At 40.0% G+C, this 17834-nt stretch carries 17 protein-coding genes and 1 tRNA gene; 1 reads left to right on the top strand and 17 read right to left on the bottom strand.

Going from position 1 to position 17834, the window contains the following annotated elements; all coding sequences use genetic code 11:
* Window positions 1-28: 28 nt before the first annotated feature.
* From BM257_RS12900 to BM257_RS12840, 14 genes are all read right to left on the bottom strand, one after another.
* Window positions 29-703, bottom strand: coding sequence for an HNH endonuclease (locus tag BM257_RS12900; protein ID WP_092073475.1), 675 nt, complete (start codon window positions 701-703; stop codon window positions 29-31).
* The gene (locus tag BM257_RS12895) at window positions 696-2048 is read right to left on the bottom strand and encodes an AAA family ATPase (RefSeq protein WP_177216125.1); all 1353 of its coding nucleotides are present in this window, start codon (window positions 2046-2048) and stop codon (window positions 696-698) included. The genes BM257_RS12900 and BM257_RS12895 overlap by 8 nt, the downstream gene beginning before the upstream one ends.
* Window positions 2049-2188: 140 nt before the next feature.
* Window positions 2189-2440 (bottom strand): DUF6016 domain-containing protein, encoded by a 252-nt coding sequence (locus tag BM257_RS15205; protein ID WP_369821327.1) that lies wholly within the window; start codon window positions 2438-2440, stop codon window positions 2189-2191.
* Window positions 2441-3035: 595 nt separating this feature from the next.
* Window positions 3036-4079: a hypothetical protein gene (locus BM257_RS12885; RefSeq protein ID WP_092073466.1), complete on the bottom strand. Its 1044-nt coding sequence runs from the start codon at window positions 4077-4079 to the stop codon at window positions 3036-3038.
* Window positions 4080-4391: 312 nt separating this feature from the next.
* Window positions 4392-4985 (bottom strand): sugar transferase, encoded by a 594-nt coding sequence (locus BM257_RS12880; RefSeq protein WP_092073573.1) that lies wholly within the window; start codon window positions 4983-4985, stop codon window positions 4392-4394.
* 58 nt (window positions 4986-5043) lie between these two features.
* Window positions 5044-5406, bottom strand: a complete 363-nt coding sequence (locus BM257_RS12875; RefSeq protein ID WP_092073463.1) for a four helix bundle protein — start codon at window positions 5404-5406, stop codon at window positions 5044-5046.
* 27 nt (window positions 5407-5433) lie between these two features.
* Window positions 5434-6759, bottom strand: coding sequence for a DegT/DnrJ/EryC1/StrS family aminotransferase (locus BM257_RS12870; protein ID WP_092073461.1), 1326 nt, complete (start codon window positions 6757-6759; stop codon window positions 5434-5436).
* Window positions 6760-6886: 127 nt separating this feature from the next.
* Window positions 6887-7183: a hypothetical protein gene (locus BM257_RS12865; RefSeq protein WP_143096859.1), complete on the bottom strand. Its 297-nt coding sequence runs from the start codon at window positions 7181-7183 to the stop codon at window positions 6887-6889.
* Complete coding sequence (locus BM257_RS12860; protein ID WP_255405833.1) at window positions 7161-9143, bottom strand: phosphotransferase; 1983 nt, start codon at window positions 9141-9143, stop codon at window positions 7161-7163. Before BM257_RS12860 ends, BM257_RS12865 begins: the two co-directional genes overlap by 23 nt.
* A gap of 123 nt (window positions 9144-9266) precedes the next feature.
* The gene (locus BM257_RS12855) at window positions 9267-11012 is read right to left on the bottom strand and encodes an AIPR family protein (RefSeq protein ID WP_092073455.1); all 1746 of its coding nucleotides are present in this window, start codon (window positions 11010-11012) and stop codon (window positions 9267-9269) included.
* A gap of 47 nt (window positions 11013-11059) precedes the next feature.
* Complete coding sequence (locus BM257_RS12850) at window positions 11060-11926, bottom strand: hypothetical protein (RefSeq protein ID WP_092073452.1); 867 nt, start codon at window positions 11924-11926, stop codon at window positions 11060-11062.
* Window positions 11927-11936: 10 nt separating this feature from the next.
* Window positions 11937-12030 (bottom strand) — tRNA-OTHER (locus BM257_RS14965).
* Between the two features lie 91 nt (window positions 12031-12121).
* Window positions 12122-12751, bottom strand: a complete 630-nt coding sequence (locus BM257_RS12845; RefSeq protein WP_092073449.1) for a hypothetical protein — start codon at window positions 12749-12751, stop codon at window positions 12122-12124.
* Between the two features lie 55 nt (window positions 12752-12806).
* Window positions 12807-13211: a WbuC family cupin fold metalloprotein gene (locus tag BM257_RS12840; RefSeq protein ID WP_092073446.1), complete on the bottom strand. Its 405-nt coding sequence runs from the start codon at window positions 13209-13211 to the stop codon at window positions 12807-12809.
* 470 nt (window positions 13212-13681) lie between these two features.
* Here BM257_RS12840 and BM257_RS12835 point away from each other — a divergent pair, with 470 nt between their 5' ends.
* Window positions 13682-13960 carry a hypothetical protein gene (locus BM257_RS12835; protein ID WP_092073443.1) on the top strand — a complete coding sequence of 93 codons (279 nt, stop codon included), beginning with the start codon at window positions 13682-13684 and terminating at the stop codon, window positions 13958-13960.
* 304 nt (window positions 13961-14264) lie between these two features.
* Here BM257_RS12835 and BM257_RS15335 read toward each other — a convergent pair whose 3' ends face one another.
* From BM257_RS15335 to BM257_RS12820, 3 genes are all read right to left on the bottom strand, one after another.
* Window positions 14265-14738 (bottom strand): VanZ family protein, encoded by a 474-nt coding sequence (locus BM257_RS15335; protein ID WP_369821326.1) that lies wholly within the window; start codon window positions 14736-14738, stop codon window positions 14265-14267.
* 158 nt (window positions 14739-14896) lie between these two features.
* Window positions 14897-15496, bottom strand: coding sequence for an MBL fold metallo-hydrolase (locus tag BM257_RS12825; protein WP_177216124.1), 600 nt, complete (start codon window positions 15494-15496; stop codon window positions 14897-14899).
* 70 nt (window positions 15497-15566) lie between these two features.
* Window positions 15567-17834 (bottom strand): LuxE/PaaK family acyltransferase, encoded by a 2268-nt coding sequence (locus BM257_RS12820; protein WP_092073434.1) that lies wholly within the window; start codon window positions 17832-17834, stop codon window positions 15567-15569.

Here is a 17834-nt window from a genome sequence, read left to right as displayed (position 1 = left end):
TTTCCCTTTCATTCACTTGAAATCGGAATCACTTGACATAATCCCTTATGATGAGTTTTATGCGTTTTTTAAAAGCACCCATGTTCTTGACGAGACCTTTATATCTCGGATTCTCTATCAGGAGCATGAGCCGCACATATTCATTTGAGTTTTTTGCTATGAGGGCATCTGCACGTGCTGCAGCGACCTGGAATCTGTCAAGCCCACAGATTTTAATGGTGTTTTCTCCCTTTGTCGTTTTGCCCCTGTAGATAATACCATCCAGCAATTCTATATTGTCTGAGTATCTATCGATATACGGATGAATAAGCCTATAGTCATCTGATGCGTGTGGGAGCGACGTCGCATTTACAGCCAAATCTTCCAATATTTTCTTCCTATATCCTTTAATGGTGTTACACCGTTTACATGACAAGCATAGGTTAAACGGTTCATACATCCACTGAGGTTTCTTGCTCTTCGGAACGATATGCTCTATCTCAGGCGTTGCTATATGGTCATGTAGCTTCAATCTGCAATAGGCACATCTGCCATTCTGGTGTTCCCAAAGATAATCGCGCAATCGCTCCTTGAAGTCATCTAAATCATCTTTCTCCCAATCATCCTTGTCGTTCTCACCAGGACTGGCAGCATTTATGGCCTTTATGTCATCCCCCGTCAATGTGTAAGGCCTGTCGATAATAAAATCCTCTCTGTCAGTCATATCGCTCGAATGTGCCAATGATAGTGGATATGATTTCCTTCATGGGGTCTACATCAGACAAATGTATCGACACTTTTTTAAGAAATTGCAACTGCTCATTTACGTCTTCTCGCTTTATACTTTTATCAGCAATACCCGACATCAGTTTTCCTACTATCTCGGCCAGATATTTGTTCCTGTCTGTAGGCATCTTGAACGCTTTAAGCAGCACTTCCTCCGCACTCCATCCATAAGTGTCAGCCAATAGTTTATTAATCTCTATTTTCCCATCAGGATACCGTTCAATATCCATGACGGTAGATCTTCCCAACGGTAAGTCAGACACCAGAAAATGGCTGTGCGTTGCTATCAGAAAATGACACTTGTAATCACTCAAAGCACAGTCCAGATTGTCAATAATCTCCATTTGCCAATTCGGATGGTGACTTATTTCTGGCTCGTCAAGCAATATGAGAAGATGTGTCTTCTTTGATGTCATCACTACACTCATTACCATACTAAGCATATTAAACTCACCAGAACTGAGATGATTGCATTCGATTGGTGTACCATTTTGGTAAAGATAGCACTCATAGGAAGTCAGGAAGCCTTTTTGCTTCATCTCACCAATCTCACGGAAGTACATCTGTCGTACATGAGGCATCGTGTCTTTCCTGAAATCCACAGACTCCTCTAAGACTTCCCCTTTCTTCATACTGTCCATATATGCCCGGGTGGCAGATTTCAGCCCTTTTGTGTTTCCAGATGATTCTTCAGAGGTAGTCTTGATTTTATATTTTACGGTGATTTTTGAATCATACCCAATAAAATTAAGAATCTCAGCAACTTTTGTCATTTGCTGTTTACGTTTCAAATCCCTCAGATTACCTAACATCTGAAACATCAGGTTCGTCTTGGTCGAATAAAGATTGGTATTCGCCTTAGGACCAACATAGCGGTAAAAGTCTACATTATAATATCCTTTCTTCCAACTATAGGTACTAAGTGGGAATTTGTCAAACATCCCCATTGTTGAAGCAATAATCAGTGGGAATTCAACTTTATTCCGCCTTATGGTTTTCAGACCGTCTTGATAAATAAAATCACCTTCACCATTTCGAGTGACAGTAAATCTCCTTCCACCGATAGTATAGGTCATTGCCTGAATATTTACCATTTTCTTGGTAGATACGAGATTGGAACCTTTGCTGGCAGCCACCAAGAACTCTATTATCTCGCAAAGGAACATGCTCTTTCCTAAACCATTCTTACCGATGAACAGAGAAAAGTATCGGTCACCGTCTACATTCTCATCTTCAATCTCACCAAAATCCAATAATAAGGATTCCTGTTCCCAAAAGGACACCTTAATGCTTAATATCTTAAAAGGTTGACTTGGATCTACTGGCCTATACGATGACTGGTTTAATGCCTCTAAATCTATTTTACCTATTACATTCAGTTTAGTACCCATAAAAAATATTTAAAACTACATTTCCACTCTATTCATCTCGATGGGACATACGCCCCATCCTTCGCCTCGAAGATAGTGGATGGTTCATGAACTTCAATACTATGCCAAGCACCTTTCGGCACTTGAATACCGAATAGTTTTTCTCTTGGGCAGACACGAAACCGAGCAACCTCTACAAAGGCAGTCTCATCAGCTGCAGTTTCTCCATCATGGACTGGTCCACCAGTATCAACTCCCGGCAGTTCTTCATAGAAGACCCAGTCGAGACATCCCTCTAAGCAGATGACTATTTCACTCGTCTTTAGATGACGGTGAATAGGAACGTGAGACCTGGCTCTAATGCAACTTTTATCCCTTCAATGCATATTCTATAGCACTTGTAAATCCATAATTGTATAATGCGCTCAATATTTCATTGTCTTCAAGTCCTTGAGATTTATACATTTTTACAAGACGAATAGCGTCTCCTCTCAACTCTGTCAGAAAAATCTGGCTAGATTTACCGGCGGTACCTGCTTCTTAATTTTTCTCATTTCTTAGCCTTTCTCTGCTTCAACGTTTAAAGGTGAGAGGTAAGAGGTGACAATCACCTCTGTAACTGAAGCAAGCAGAGCTTGCGAAAGTTGAGTTATACACTTTCTTCTTTAGCATAACATCTTCATTATTGACTCGTAGGAATCTTTACAGAAGTATTCTCTGTTATCACCTATCAATCGAATAATAGCACAAGAATCTAAATTCTTCGCTTCAGGAATATTTTTAGACTCTTCTTCGGTAAACGTAAATCGGTTTATGACCATTTCTATACGATCCTTGCGAAATGACCATGTACTTCCACCAAGACTTGTTACTGTTATAAATTCCATCTGATTAATCCTCTTATAATGTTAAAAAAGTCATTTCTTTTCGTATGGGCTCTAACCCCATTTTCTCATCTAACAATGCATCCATAAGACCAAACTGGGAATCCAAATATGCATCATCATTTCCACCCGCTATCAATCGATCCAAAGATACAAGTTTCTCTCTAAACATAGCCACTGTCTTAGTTTTTGTAAAGTAAGACTTCAATTTAGCACTATAACCTTTCTTTTGCGATTCCGCTGCAGGGAACACATAATTATAGTATCGACTTATCTCCTTTTCCGAGAAATTACACTCAAAACAATCCGCATCACCATTCAAAAGATGTGTAGAAATATACTTAATACAAAACACTTTATGATTATAATGGTGTCTTAATATTAATGCTTGAAAAATATTTTGGGGAAGAATATACTCCTCCTTAAACAGCGCATCCCTTTTTGCCGACAAACTACAAGCAAGAATAATACACACTCTTTTGATATCATCCAATGAAGATATAATAGATGGGAGAGACAGATCAAAAACCTCAATGGGCAAAATATTAGTATACCCACAATAATTACACATATCGAAGTTTACTCTACCTAACTCTTCCCTGCAAACATACGAAGAAGAGCCAAGATACAGACACGGTATTCCTGAGATACTATATCGTTGATTGCCTATTTTATCCCTTTTATCGAAAGGGATATGAAACATTTCTTCCTCCGAAAAGAGATAATGATTCTCACCCTCCCTTGCCTTATATAATCTTAGACCTACAGGAACTGTTTTTGTTCCCATCTTTTTCACCAGCGTTTCTGTAGTAGTCAATGAAATATGTTGATTACCCCTAAGGTACGCATTCAATATATTCCCGATATCAGTTTTACATGCATTGATAATTTTCTGCATTTCATCAGATGATACCTTAGTAATATGTTCTAATTCGCCAGAATTCACCTTAATAAATTGATGAAACTTTGCCAACACAGCCATTGTTCTATCCTGAATTGCCCCGCTCAAGCAATCTTCTTCTCTTAGCCAAACCGATGATTGTGATATTAGATTCTCCATATTATGAAATCTACAAAATTAGATTTTCATTATCCTACCGACAATTCTTAGTAAGCATGTTGATTGCACAATTACCAATAACATATCGTTTACCAGGCAACCTACTATGCTCCCCTATATTCCCCAACATCGAAAGTTGTTGATCAAGCACTGGATGATATTCATTCTTTTGAGGATAATGAGAAAAGGTTCCTCGTTCTTGAAAGCAGCCTTCAGACATCTTCCATCAGACATCATCATCCTTACCTCGCCTGCTTCCCCACAGAGACCAAAACTAGTAGCGACAAAATTGCCTGATTGTCTTTAGAATATTCATCTCTCTTTAACAATCACCCAGAACGTCTTGAAAATCAGCCCCAAGTCATACCAGAAGCTGTGCTTCTCCACATACTCCAGATATAGTTTAATTTTCTCCTGCATAATAACCTCGATGTAATACTTCTCGGGATCTTCTGCCTTCTCCATCAGTTCATTCTCATTGCGAAACTTGATAGAGGCTGGGTCTGTAATACCAGGGCGCACATCAAGCACATGCATCTGCTCAGGAGTCCAGTAGTCTACATAATGGCGTACCTCTGGACGAGGGCCCACAAGGCTCATGTCACCAAGGAATACATTAATGAGCTGTGGCAGTTCATCGAATTTAAACTTACGGATAAAATAGCCAGAGCGAGTAACACGAGGGTCATGACCGCCAATAGTCACAAGACTTCCTTTGTCAGCTCCTACTCTCATAGAGCGAAACTTAAAGATACGGAAGTCTTTGTTCTTATACCCAACACGTACCTGCCTGTAAAACACAGGTCCTTTACTATCCAACTTAATCCAAATAGCAAGTATCAAGAATAGTGGGCAAAGCACTATTAGCCCAAGCCCACTCGCTACAATATCAAATAATCTTTTCATCATATCATCATGTTTTACATTGATGAACGCTAACGATAACCTTAACGTTAACCTTTTCTTAGGATGAAATCAAACCATTAATTTGACGCTCAATCTCTTTGAGGTCTTCCATTAACCCATCAAATAGTTCAGCATCAATATAACCGATATTTTTGGAAATTATTAGTTGAGTCTCAACTTCAAAGGCAGAGCCTAATGACATATCTAAGAAATGTGCAAAGTCATTGTCTGAAGGTTTTGCTGACCCTTCAGCAATATTACTGCTTATTGTTACAACTGCTCGTTGTAACTGGTCACATAGTCCTTTCTTTTCGAACCAAGGTAAATCTGCAGTCACTTTATATACTTTCGATGCATAGTTCACCGCATCCTGCCATACCTTATAGTTACGAAAGTTTCTCGCCTTTTTTATTTCCTCCATCGTTATTCGTTAGCGTTAACGTTAGCGTTACAACTTCGAGACAATGTCGCAGAAGTTGGTAATCACGTAGTCCACATCTTCATCACTTAACTTAGTGTGAAGAGGTAGTGTCACCTCGTTCTCAAACAGATGATAGGCATTAGGATAATCCTTGATGTCAAATCCGAGAGCCTTATATGCTGTCATCATAGGCAGTGGTTTGTAGTGTACGTTGCAGGCAATGCCACGCTCTGCCATCTGCTCAATCACCTTGTTAGCATCCTCACGAGTCTTACCCAGTAGGCGCACAATGTAAAGGTGGTGTGACGAACAATGATCCTCACTCATGTGATTCAGATAAGCCACCTTATGGTTAGCGTTAAGGTTATCAATCGCAGCGTTATATCGTTTCACGATTTCATAACGTCTGTTCAAGATTGATGGATACCGTTCCATCTGTACCAGACCCAGAGCCGCCATGATGTCCGTCATATTGCACTTATACCAAGGACCAATGATGTCATACTCCCAAGCTCCCAGCTTCGTCTTAGCCAAAGCATCCTTATTCTGTCCATGCAGTGAGAACAACTGACTCAGGCGATACAACAACTCATTCCAAGTCTCCCCCTCCTTCTTAGGCACGTTAGGAAGATAATCTTCCACCTTAACGTTAACATTAACCTTAACTTCTTCGTTACCAAACGGCAGGTTCCATGTCAGCGCACCTCCTTCAGCAGTAGTGAAATTCTTCACCGCATGAAAACTGAATGAAGAGAAATCTGCAATTGCCCCCGCCATCTTCTTCACCTTGTTATCGTTAGCGTTGACTTTGCGCCATGCGCCAAACGAGTGCGCACAGTCAGCAGACACCACAATTCTTCCAATTTTAGCTTGCAAAGCATTGTTAGGCTTAAACAGTCCCTTCTTTGCCTCCACAATCTCAAACACACGGTCATAGTCAGCCACAATGCCACCCAGATCCACAGGTGCAATCACCTTTGTCTTCTCCGTGATGGCAGCAGCCAACTTGTCGTAGTCCATCTCCACACTGTCCTTCTGACTGTCCACCAGCACCAGCTTGCAGCCCACGTGCTGAGTTACCGATGCCGTTGCCGTATACGTATATGCCGGCACTATCACCTCATCATCAGGCTGAATATCCAGCAGGTGCAGCACCATCTCCAGTGCTGCCGTTGCAGAGTTCAGACACACCGTCTTGTCCGTGTGCACATATTCAGAAATTTGAGTTTCCAGTTTCTTTGTCCGTGGACCCGTAGTAATCCAACCCGAGAGAATAGCCTCTCGTACCTCTTTAGCCTCTGCCTCCGTCATATCTGGCGGAGAAAAAGGAATATTCCTAAGTTTCATGTTCATATTATTATGATTTATTTATCTAATATTTTATTATTTTATTTGCGCCCCCGACGATTCAGCACCTCGTAGTGCTTCTTATAGTCCAAGCCTTCATAGTTTTTTCCAGTTCTCCATAGAAAAAATAATTCTATATATCCATACAGTATTGCTCATATGCATCCTTAAAAAGATTTCTCCTTGCTTCCTGATACTCATTTCTTCGAGCATGTATATCAGTCAGCTGCTGACACACATGTTTATAGATAATTTTATGAGCAGGATTTGGTAAAGCGTCCTCGTCATATTCATCAATTTCAAATAGATCATCCTCAAGGGCAGCCCTTACCATTCTCAATAAATCGTCTTTCCCAAGCGATGTAATGTCCACCCAATTATCATCCTTAAGGAATTGGCCTTTTCTATTATCTACTCTTAAGTACTTCATATATCTCTTTCCTTTTATCATAAACATCAGCACCTGCCTCCAAGCTATTCAAGGTAACGTCAAAATTGCTTATTTCACTACCATCAACAGCAACAAGCTTCTTGTCACCAGGGAAGCCGCTATATCTTCTAAAAACCCGCGCACCATCTTCAACCTTTTTCTCAGCATATATAATATAGTCGGGTTGAATAGATCTTCCTATAGTGCTATTGTGTGTTGAAACAACCACCGGCATTATATCAGACATCTTCTTAATAAAACCATTAATTTGGTTATTAAGGAACACATTGTCAAATGATGATTCTGGCTCATCAATCAACAATATATCATACAACTGCGCATCTTGAATTTTTTGAATAAAAACAAATTCAGAGCGTTCTCCTCCAGAAACTTCTAGCCCATCATCATTCAAAACTACATAGTCAACGCCAGCAAAAGCTTTATGTATTGAGGAGCTCTCCACTCCATACTCTTTTAGTTTTTCCAAATACACTATTGGCCTCTGATAATACGAATATATCCCAGAGAGAGGTGTACTAGTACCAATGCCTTTTTTTATATCTGAAGCATTAAGATAAGGCCGTTTGCAAACCTTAATAGTAAAACGCCCCTTATTTTCCGAATAAATGTCACCATTGCTTTTTACGCTATTTGCAATCTTTTCAAAGCATTTCCGTTGCTCACCTCTTAAAACAATTGAATACAAATCAATGTCAGGAACGGGAGGAATTGCAGAATATAGCGTCAAATCGGCTTTTACTGCCGACATAATACTATTAGTTAATTGTTTCAATACGTTCTCATAACTTCTTTCCCTGTACAAGTCTACAAGTTCCTTGAGTAATAGTGTTAATGAGTTTTTATCTAGATGTTTGTCAATAAGTTCTCTATAAGAGCCAGATTCCAACAACAGTTTAACAGCTTCAATCAGTTTTTTAAGATCATCATTCGCACTAAGTCCAAAACTCGTTTCTTCATATAACTTGGTATTCGAGTATATATCATTCTGATTCTCCATCTCCGCTTTCTTCATCAAAGCATTCAGATAGTTTTCCACTTCTGTTTCATCGCTATGTGATGAAGGTAACAGAATTATCTTGTCGACAATATCTTTAAAAGGCTTAAAATACTCAGCCACCTTGCTTTCCAACCGTATTTTCTGGTCGCTTACAAATTGTTCTTTGCCATACTCCTGGCCTTTATTTAACAAGTCAAATTGTTCAATGTATTTAGCTCTTTCGCCATAGATTTCGTATATTTTATCCATGGTAAAGCTCTTGCCTGTAGATCTTTTACCATACATAATATTTAAACCTGTTGACAACATCTGACCATCGTCAAAAACTTGAAACAATTTATTTCCATCTTTCTCAGAAAGAGTTGCCTTGTTTTTATCTTGCAAACACAACTTCAATGCGCCTACACTCACTTCATTTATATCAAGAAAGGTTTGCCTTACTGGCAGCGGTGCTCCTTCGACCATTTCTTCACATCTAAAGTCACTAAACAATACCGGTGTTAGCCTCTCCTCAGGACTTTTTTGCATCGAAAGAAACTTTTTGATACTAGTCACCTCCCCTGCTTGGATATAGTCACTCAATTGATCTAATACTGGTTGGGTTAAAGAAGGGGTTTTATCATAGTGAGGAATCAACAGATAATTATTCAAATCTCCAAATATTTGGCAGAAATCGTCTAATGGAATACTATCGTGCTCTGTTCTTATCATCTCCTTAACAGCATCACACTTTGAAATGAATTCGTAAATTACATCATCTTTGTTATCTGCAATAACCAAGATATGTCCTTTTTCCAAATCTACTTCTATTCCAGGTAATACAATAGTATCAGGCAGTTCTCTTTGAATTACCATATAATTATTATAGTCAAACAAATCATGGTTTGTAATGGCTATAACGTCTATATGCATCTTTTCTACATATTCCTTAAGGACATTCATACTGAACACAAATTCCCTGTCAGAAACACCCTTAATTGTATGTATATGTAAATCGCATTATTTCATAGGCAATATAATATGGCACGAACATTTTTCAAGTTCAAAAATGAATCTCTATCATAGTTAAAAAAAGCTACGCGCACTCTTTTCAAACTCCACAGAGTTAATCCATGAGCGCATCTTTGCTCGAACACGCTTATAAACAACTCTCACTTCTTTATTCATATCTATCACCGTGGTCTTTTGATATACTTTATCTGAATTTTGCTCCAAGAAAGAAGGCCATGAAAAAATAACATGAGGAGCATATCTACTAATGGCATCATCGAAATCTGAAATATTCTCAGGTTGGAAAAGAAGCACCATGGCCTTTACCTTTGCCAGCATATCCAAGTCAGAATTGTTAGCTTTAGAAAGCGAGAATAATTTCTTATAGCTTTTACAACCGAATATCGTGGCCATTATTCTTTTATCATCATCTATGGCTTCACGCGTCCATTTATGAGTAACAAACAATTTCTTTGCCTTTGAACTGGAAACCTTATTCTGTAGAGTGTAGTAAATCTTAATGAAAAGACTACGATCTATGATGTCATCTTCTCGGATGTATCCTTTTGCGATACCATCAGAATATTCTCCACGTTTACGCTCATACAACACTCCAAAACGATCATAAAGACATTGTTGTAGGTATACCTGTTCATCCATGTTAGACAGGCGGTCAGACGGACCAACTGGTGTCTGATGATTCGTTGCATTAGAAATTTCTTCTATTAGTTTTTCTTTGTCCGTGGCATCCGGTGGTAGAGTAATGACCTTCAGAAGCACTTCCTTTTTGTCAAAGATACTCTTGTCGCTGTTATCTTCATACAAACGGCTCAATGTGAAAGAAGTCTGACCACCATTGATGATTTGAGGGTTCTTTACAATAAGCTTGGCAACTCCTTTGTTTGCTACATGCTCATTGATGAAAGTCTCTTCAGAAAGAAGTGTGATACCATTATTGAAAAGCGCGAATTCATTCGTTTTCTTTTGGATCACAGAATCTGCTATCTGGCGATTGACGTCTTGAGCCTTAAACCCTAGATAGCTACGAGGATTAAACTTCAATATAGAATTCTTATACTTCGACATAAAACGTCCCACCTCAACAGTTGGCACAAACAGCACAGTAATATCACAGTCGCCAATGGAAGTATCTACCGTATAGCTAATTTTACTAGCCATTTTGTTACTCAAATCAATCTGAATCATCAAATCCGACTTACTATAATAAGTTCCAGATATTATAGGAAAGACAAAATCAGAATAGCATTTCTGGTAATCTATCACTTCTACCTTGTAGCCCCCAGTCAACCGCTTGAGTTCCGTATCCGACACCTCTTTAAGATTTGCAAAGATGATTACCCTATATGTATAACGAGGGATGTCGGGTATTTCACTAATTTCTCGCTGCAATTGATATATCTTTCCGCGATAATCAATTCCTTTCTCATCCTTAGTCTCTCCACTAAGAATACGTTCAATATCCATTGAAAGAAGTTCCTTCATAGAAATTTCCTTGTCATGGAAATTATTTTCGTTCGCGCGGAACTTTGATTGGAAAAGGAATATTTCCTTGTGTTCAGAATCTATATAGTAGCCATCAATACCACCATCATTGCCGCCATCAGTAATAAAATGTTCGCGTTCTTCAAAATCGGTCAAATCAAAACGCACCTTCAAGAAAAGATGAATAAACGCTCGTGACAGAGAGTTGTAATACTGTTCTGTCTTGGTCGTATCCTTCTCATAAAGTTTAGAATACTTTTCTGGTGCTTCGCTGATAATCCCAGCAAGTATATTTGTGAGTATTTCGTACTTAGTCATATAAATAGTTTTAATAGGTTTCTCAATTTATCTTTTGATCTCGCCATCTATACACTGACTTGACATTTTATATCACCCATGTACTTCGTCAGAAATTCATTGTCCACCAGGAGACCGTCACCTTCTTCATACACAAATCCACTATTCAGCAATAATTGTTTTATTTTTGATAACTGATGCTCTCTGGTTTGATTTGCAAACAATCTCCTTTCTTTACTCTCCTTGGGGTAATGTTTATCTAGTAAATCCTTAACATATCTCTCGACATCAATTTCCTTTATTAGTTCTTTATCTACAATTTCTACGAAACGTAATACAGATTTAATTATAGAGGCCACCTCTTTCAACGACGGATTTTTTCGTTTATTAAAACTATCCTGTGCTTTATCCACATCCAAGTGGCAGAAATTGTTTGTATACCAATCTTTATTCTCTTGCAATATACCTTCATATTCATTATCTAGCACATTGTCACCTCCAGAATGTGTAGTTACATTTCTCCATTGAATACCCAATGCTATCAATGCCCCATACAACTTCAAATCGCCAGTAGCCTTGTATCTATTGTATAACACTTCAAATTTCTCATTTACCCGGCGATCTGCACTATCCAAGGCTCTTCGCAGCTCATTGTTTTCGATAAAACTTGGTTTGCGCTTGCAATTCTGCACGTATGAATCAAAATTGTCAACTATCCACGCAAGCGACGAATTCAAAGCATATGTTCTACTCCTCGACGCAGAAACCTTCACATCTTTTGGGTCCCATTTCGCATCAAGTGTAGCCGATTTCTTTGCATTTCCTTTACTGACTTCGTCGAGTCCAACAAGAATGGTAATCAAAAAATGATTGGCCTGGCCAATTCTTTTCTTTAACAGGCTATATGCCAAACTCTTTTTTAATACTAATCCCATATTTTATCAGAGGGTCAAGTGGGAATCGAACCCACATCTCGTACTTTCATGGCATTTCATGAATGCTCTCAAGGTACGCGCCTGACCATCAAGACCGTTAACCCTTATAATTATTCATTTTGTAAACTGTTAATATTGACGATATTGAGCCCTACAACCTAAGGGTGTTCATATCAAATTAAAACTCAAGCCCCCCTACGTTAACATTATTCTCAGCAATTCATTGCCGACATCATTTAATCGGTGTATTGCAGGACCAAATCCTACACCAGCCCATTCGCCATTTTCTTTCTGATATGTACCTCCTAAGTTACGTAATAAGCCAAGCGAGTTCAAATTATCTCTGACATAATCATAACTACTGTTGTCTTCAACATATTCGCGCAGGTGCTCAAGATCCGGCAAGAAAGCCTTGTTAACTATAGAACATAGCCGTAACATCATATCGTTGTCTATCTCCTCCATCAACCTACTACGGTATATCTTTCCCATCAACATTGCCTTACCATCCTCTTCCGATGAATAAAGCAACTGTGTAAGATAGCTGTTTATCCTTTTATTATCATCTAGAGAGAGACTATTCAGAAACTTCTCTTTCTTTTCTGGCTCCACACTCTCCGACTGTTCAAGAAAGAAGTGCAACTTCCTCACGAATCTATAGTCCATGTAGTTAACCGCCACCTTGCCCAATTTGAACAGGGATCCGATATAAGGAATGTCCTCCGCTGTTTTCAGAATATCTGCAAACACCTCAAACTCCAAAGAGCCGTTTTTCATCACGAACTCTTTGTCCTGCTTGGACTGTTGTATCTCAAATATATTCATGTCTATTCAGTCTCTCTATTTCTGTGCTTTCCGTATTATCTGTGTGACCTGATCGTTATCGTTGAAGGCGCATCACGCCTTCTTCCTCATGCGGCACAAACGGACCTTCCTTACATTCAAAGAACACGCTTCCTGACTCCAAGCATTCCACATTATGCCAGACATTCTTGGGTATGTCCACCCCATAGAGTCCTTCCTCTGGACAGAGCACTACACTCTTTATCACTGTACCATCATCATGGTAGGTGGTTACCTTCACTCTACCACGAAGTAGCACAAACGACTCGTCTTTCGTCGGATGACGATGAATCTCAACCTTGGTTCCTGGCTCAACTGCATTCAGGAAGCGATGGCACTTCTCATCAAGACTTTGATGAAAGTTGTGATTCATCCTCAACCTATCAGACTGTTTTGCCTGCATACTTACGTCATCTATCAATTGTTTATCTATGAGTTTCATCTTACTCCTTAGCTTTTATATCTTCCATCAACCTTCAAACATCAGCCATCGTCAGTTCCTGATGCTTTCTCGCTCGCCTTGGCATTGCTCAACTATTGATTAATGCTGACTCCTATTATTTGTGAAACAGGTACCTGTCCCCCCGTTCCCCCGCTTAAATAACCATTGTAATCGACTGTTCATGTTTGGGTATAGGTTTTATTTACTGTCATTCCCAATCCTCATGCCATTTTGACACAAATTGAACATTCGTTTGCCATAGCACCGACAATTTTGCAATTTCTTACATTAATTGAGCTGGATTAACTATTTGGCACACCGTTTGCCACAACCACCTACGGAGGACATAATGAAAAGCACTCCCGTTCTCAGCATAACGATAACACCGCTGGCAAGTTCCTATTTCTCTGTGCGATGAATTAGGCCACGCTCTCTGGTTGAAGCCAATTTATTAACTAAAGATTGAAGCAATGGTAAAAGTTAAGAACTTAAACAACACTTCAGACAAGCAGCCTAAGGGCTACGACACTTGGCTGGAGTTTTGGGAAGGCAAGACTGGCAAAACTGCTGATCATTGTGGAGCTACTGACTGTACAGTCAAAGGTAGAGACAATCTTGTTGGCGCACATGTCAAGAAGGTTGGTGCCAACGACGACAGTCACTATATTACTCCGCTTTGCAGAGGCTGTAACCAGCGTACTGACGAATTCTACGTTGACACCGAGTTGGTTCATGCCGAGTCCCGCTAATCCCGCCACCTCATAGCTATGCTTGCACCATAGCTACGAGGGTTGAGGCGATTATTCTTATTATTCTCTTTACTTTGCCACCAGTTAGTTGACACCCTTACTGGTGGCTTTGTTTTAACGCCACTTCCTACGTAATCTTATATAAGAACTCTCCCATGATGGCGTATTGTCATGCTTTTATAGCAATCCATGTTCACTCAGAGCGATCCCTGTGTGGCCCCGACCAAGGTTAAGGTCAGCGTTATCGTGAACCATCTGTGCTTTCTTTGTTATCTATGTGAACTTTCAGTAGTCTAAAACTTCTCTATCGTTCACTCCCATAACACTTATTCTTTATATTAACGAATCTCAATATCACGCTTGCTAATCCACACCCTATCAGACACCCTATCGTATTATGAAACACATCGTCAAGCTCAGACATCCCTCTTCTCAGTAATAACTGTAAAAGCTCTATTCCTGATGATATCACAATTCCGGCTATCATTGCTTTCCACCAATTGACCGAACGAAAAGTAATTCCAATAAGTAATCCAACAGGAATAAATATCAGTATATTCATAAACTTATCCGGAGTGAAAATACAGCCATCCGATGACACAGCATAACTCCAGAATGGTGAAAAGTTATATTTATGGAATTCATTTGTTGTTCTGAAAAAGACAGTAGAGCAATAAATCAAGAACACATATTCAACTAAAAGTATTTCTAATAAATATCTGTATCCTCTCTTAAAACCTTTGATTATGAGTGCGATTACTCCACCTAACACCAACATCGACAATAAACCCTCAAAGACACATGAAGGTATTTCTCGCTGTAGAGACTGAAGATACGTTTTAATTGACTCTTCCACGTTGTATCAAGAAGCTTTAATTATCTCATTATACAAAGTATTCTATCTTCAATTTAGCCGTTTCTTAAAATTACGTACCCTTACCTATATTGTTCCAGCCACTCACTCAATGACAGTTTCTCTCCATGTCCAGGATATACGATTGTGTCTTCAGGTAGCATCATCCCAATCTTCTCAACTGAAGTCTCCCAGTCGTCTAGGTTACTGTCCCTGCCGTTAAAATATGGCTTATAAGGCATAATGGTATCTCCAGTAAAAAGCATGTCACCTATCTTGATACACATGGAACCAAAGCTATGTCCTGGCGTCATTATAAATGTCACGTTCTGATTATTCCACGTGATGTGACTCATATCATCTTTAATCACGATGTCTGGTTCATTCAGCACATACCGATAGTCGGGGTCGTCATAGTAGAGCAAAAAATACATCTTATTTGTCTTCTTCGCCCTTTGTCTGCATATCTCCGAACTGATTAACTGCGCATTTGGAAATTCACTCATTAATGCGTTTACCCCCCAGTTATGATCTGTATGTTCATGCGTAATAACAATATAATCTAACTTCAGATGATTAGTATTTACAAATGCGATTTCTCTTTCCGACTTCTCACTACCTGGGTCTATAATCACACAACCTTTTGTTTGATCATCAAATACCACATAGCAATTAGAAGTCATAAGTTCATTAACAAAGCGCACTACCCGTAACATATTCTAAGATGCCGTGAACCCGAGTATTGATTACTTTCTATAATATATTCACGATTCTAGAGAGTGTCGTAATTAAATCATATCCATCCCATACCAAAGTGAAATTCATGGATTCACCCAGGGGCACAAATCTATCCACGCCCTGTGGATGGTCTTCGTTCACAAACTTAATAATCTCCTCACGAGTCAAACCATAGTACGTAACTGTCTGGCTCTTGATTGTTGCAATAGGCAGCAGGTCAGTTAATGACTTGGCATCATACTCATAGAAGAAACCACTATTGAAACGGTAATCCATTAGTACGGGTGCTAATGTATCAACCTGGATGCGAGTAAGCAACGGCTGTTCAACAGTCACTTTACCCAACTTCAGATTAGCAGCAGCCTTATACAAGGCATTGATCTTACCTATGGTCTGCACAGGAGCAATATTGTAATGCTCCTGAGCATATGCAACCACCTTCTTCCAGAAGAGTTCCTTGGCCTCAGTCTTCTTCTCCCCTACCCACACAATGATTCGAGGTGCAGTACAAGCATTCTGATCCGAGAAATAAGTATCATTATAGAAGTTCTGAACCACCTTATCTTGATCATCTGCAGACAGGAATGCGTCTGCATTCAATACTGAGAAGCTGTAACGGTCTGCAAAGTTCACTTCGTTAGCTCTGGGCTGTATAGGGCTCTGACGAATTTCAGCAATGGTTGCATCACCACCCCAAACCACACGACTCTGGCACATGCCGGAGAACAGGTCGGTAATCTCCTTGATAGGCGGATACTTCACAAAGCAGATGTACGGAGCCATATCCTTATGAGTGGTTTCCAGCAGTTCACGCACACAATCACTGATAATCTGTACTTGCGGAAAGTCCTTAGCCGGCAAACGTACAATGTTGGCATTACCAGCCAGCAAACCAGCGGCAAAACTGAATGCACAGTTCACAGGCACGTTACTCGGGGTGCTATGGAACACAATACCACGACCCAACCTGCGTTCAATATCGTGATAATGCTCCTTCTCTTTCATCAAAGCACCCTTACGGCACCAGAATCCGAATGTCATCACATCGGAATACTGACGTCCCCTCTGCATCACTAATTTAGAAAGGTCATTAAAGAACGAAATAACAGGTTCTGCAAACGGAGGCAATGCAGGCACAGATGGCATCTGCTCAATGGTCTTGTCATCACCTATCACGAACTCCAGCCCGCTCAGTTTACCGAACTTGGCGGCATAGGTATCAGAGCATCCACGGATCTCAGCATTCTTAATACGTCCGTGAATATGGAAATATTTGCCTTTACGTCCGCAAGGGCAATCATCCTCACCTAGAACAACTCCTTCATCCTCGGTCAAAAGTACATGGCCTGGATAGCTCTTAGGCAATACGCTCACCACTTCAATGATTCCCGTTTCACCATTCTTGGCCACACTGAAGTCCTTGGGGTTACGAATAATGATATCAGAGAAGTTGGAAGCATGCAGGTGACCACATTCACACTCAATATAGATTGTACCGGTCTGTTCCACCATACCGTAGTAGTCGTGAACATTCTCCACCTTAATACCACAGACATCGTTTAGGCACTGTTTGAACTGAGCAGTTGAGACAGATTCTGCCACCAGTTTCTTCCAACCTCCACCGTGAATCAACACACCCTTGGAAAGGTCAGGTTTGTATCCGCTTTCCAACAACTTCTTATAGAAGTGCTGCCAGATCATGAAGGTAAAACCAAAGAGGAAGATGGTCTCATCTTTGTGTTCCTCCAAAAAGGCTTTCATTCCCTCGATATCCAGTTCCATATTCTCATCCAACGCATACATACGCTTGCTGCCAAACATAGAGAAACCAAGGATACCGGCTCCTCGGGCAGAGAACATATTTCTATCCTTCACCACATTGCTGGAGTCCAGGATAATCATGGGCACACGTTTGTTACCCAACAGTGAGGTCACAATCTTGGTGAGCGTCTTGGTCTGGTTGGCAGAGGTCTCACGGTCCAGATAGATTTTGGAAGTCTTCTGACCAGTAGTTCCAGAGGAAGTCATGGTCTTGATGACCTCATCCTCTGCCACACTCCTTAATGTAAGATCCTTGAAAAGGCTTACCGGCAAGTACGGAAGGTCTTCATAATGCTGTACTTTGTTGATGTCGAAGCCTGTACCATCCAGCATCTTGCGATACTCCTCACTATGCTCATAGTGGTACTTGGTAAGATTAACCAAATACTCATCCAGAACTGCATGTTTCTCTTCTTTGCCCATCGAGTATGGGGCAACATTCAATAATTCTTCTAGTGTCAT

The organism is Prevotella sp. tf2-5 (genome assembly GCF_900115435.1).
Lineage (GTDB): Bacteria > Bacteroidota > Bacteroidia > Bacteroidales > Bacteroidaceae > Prevotella.
The sequence above is the reverse complement of the archived record's forward strand: the minus strand, read 5'-3'. Positions and strand labels throughout refer to the sequence as shown.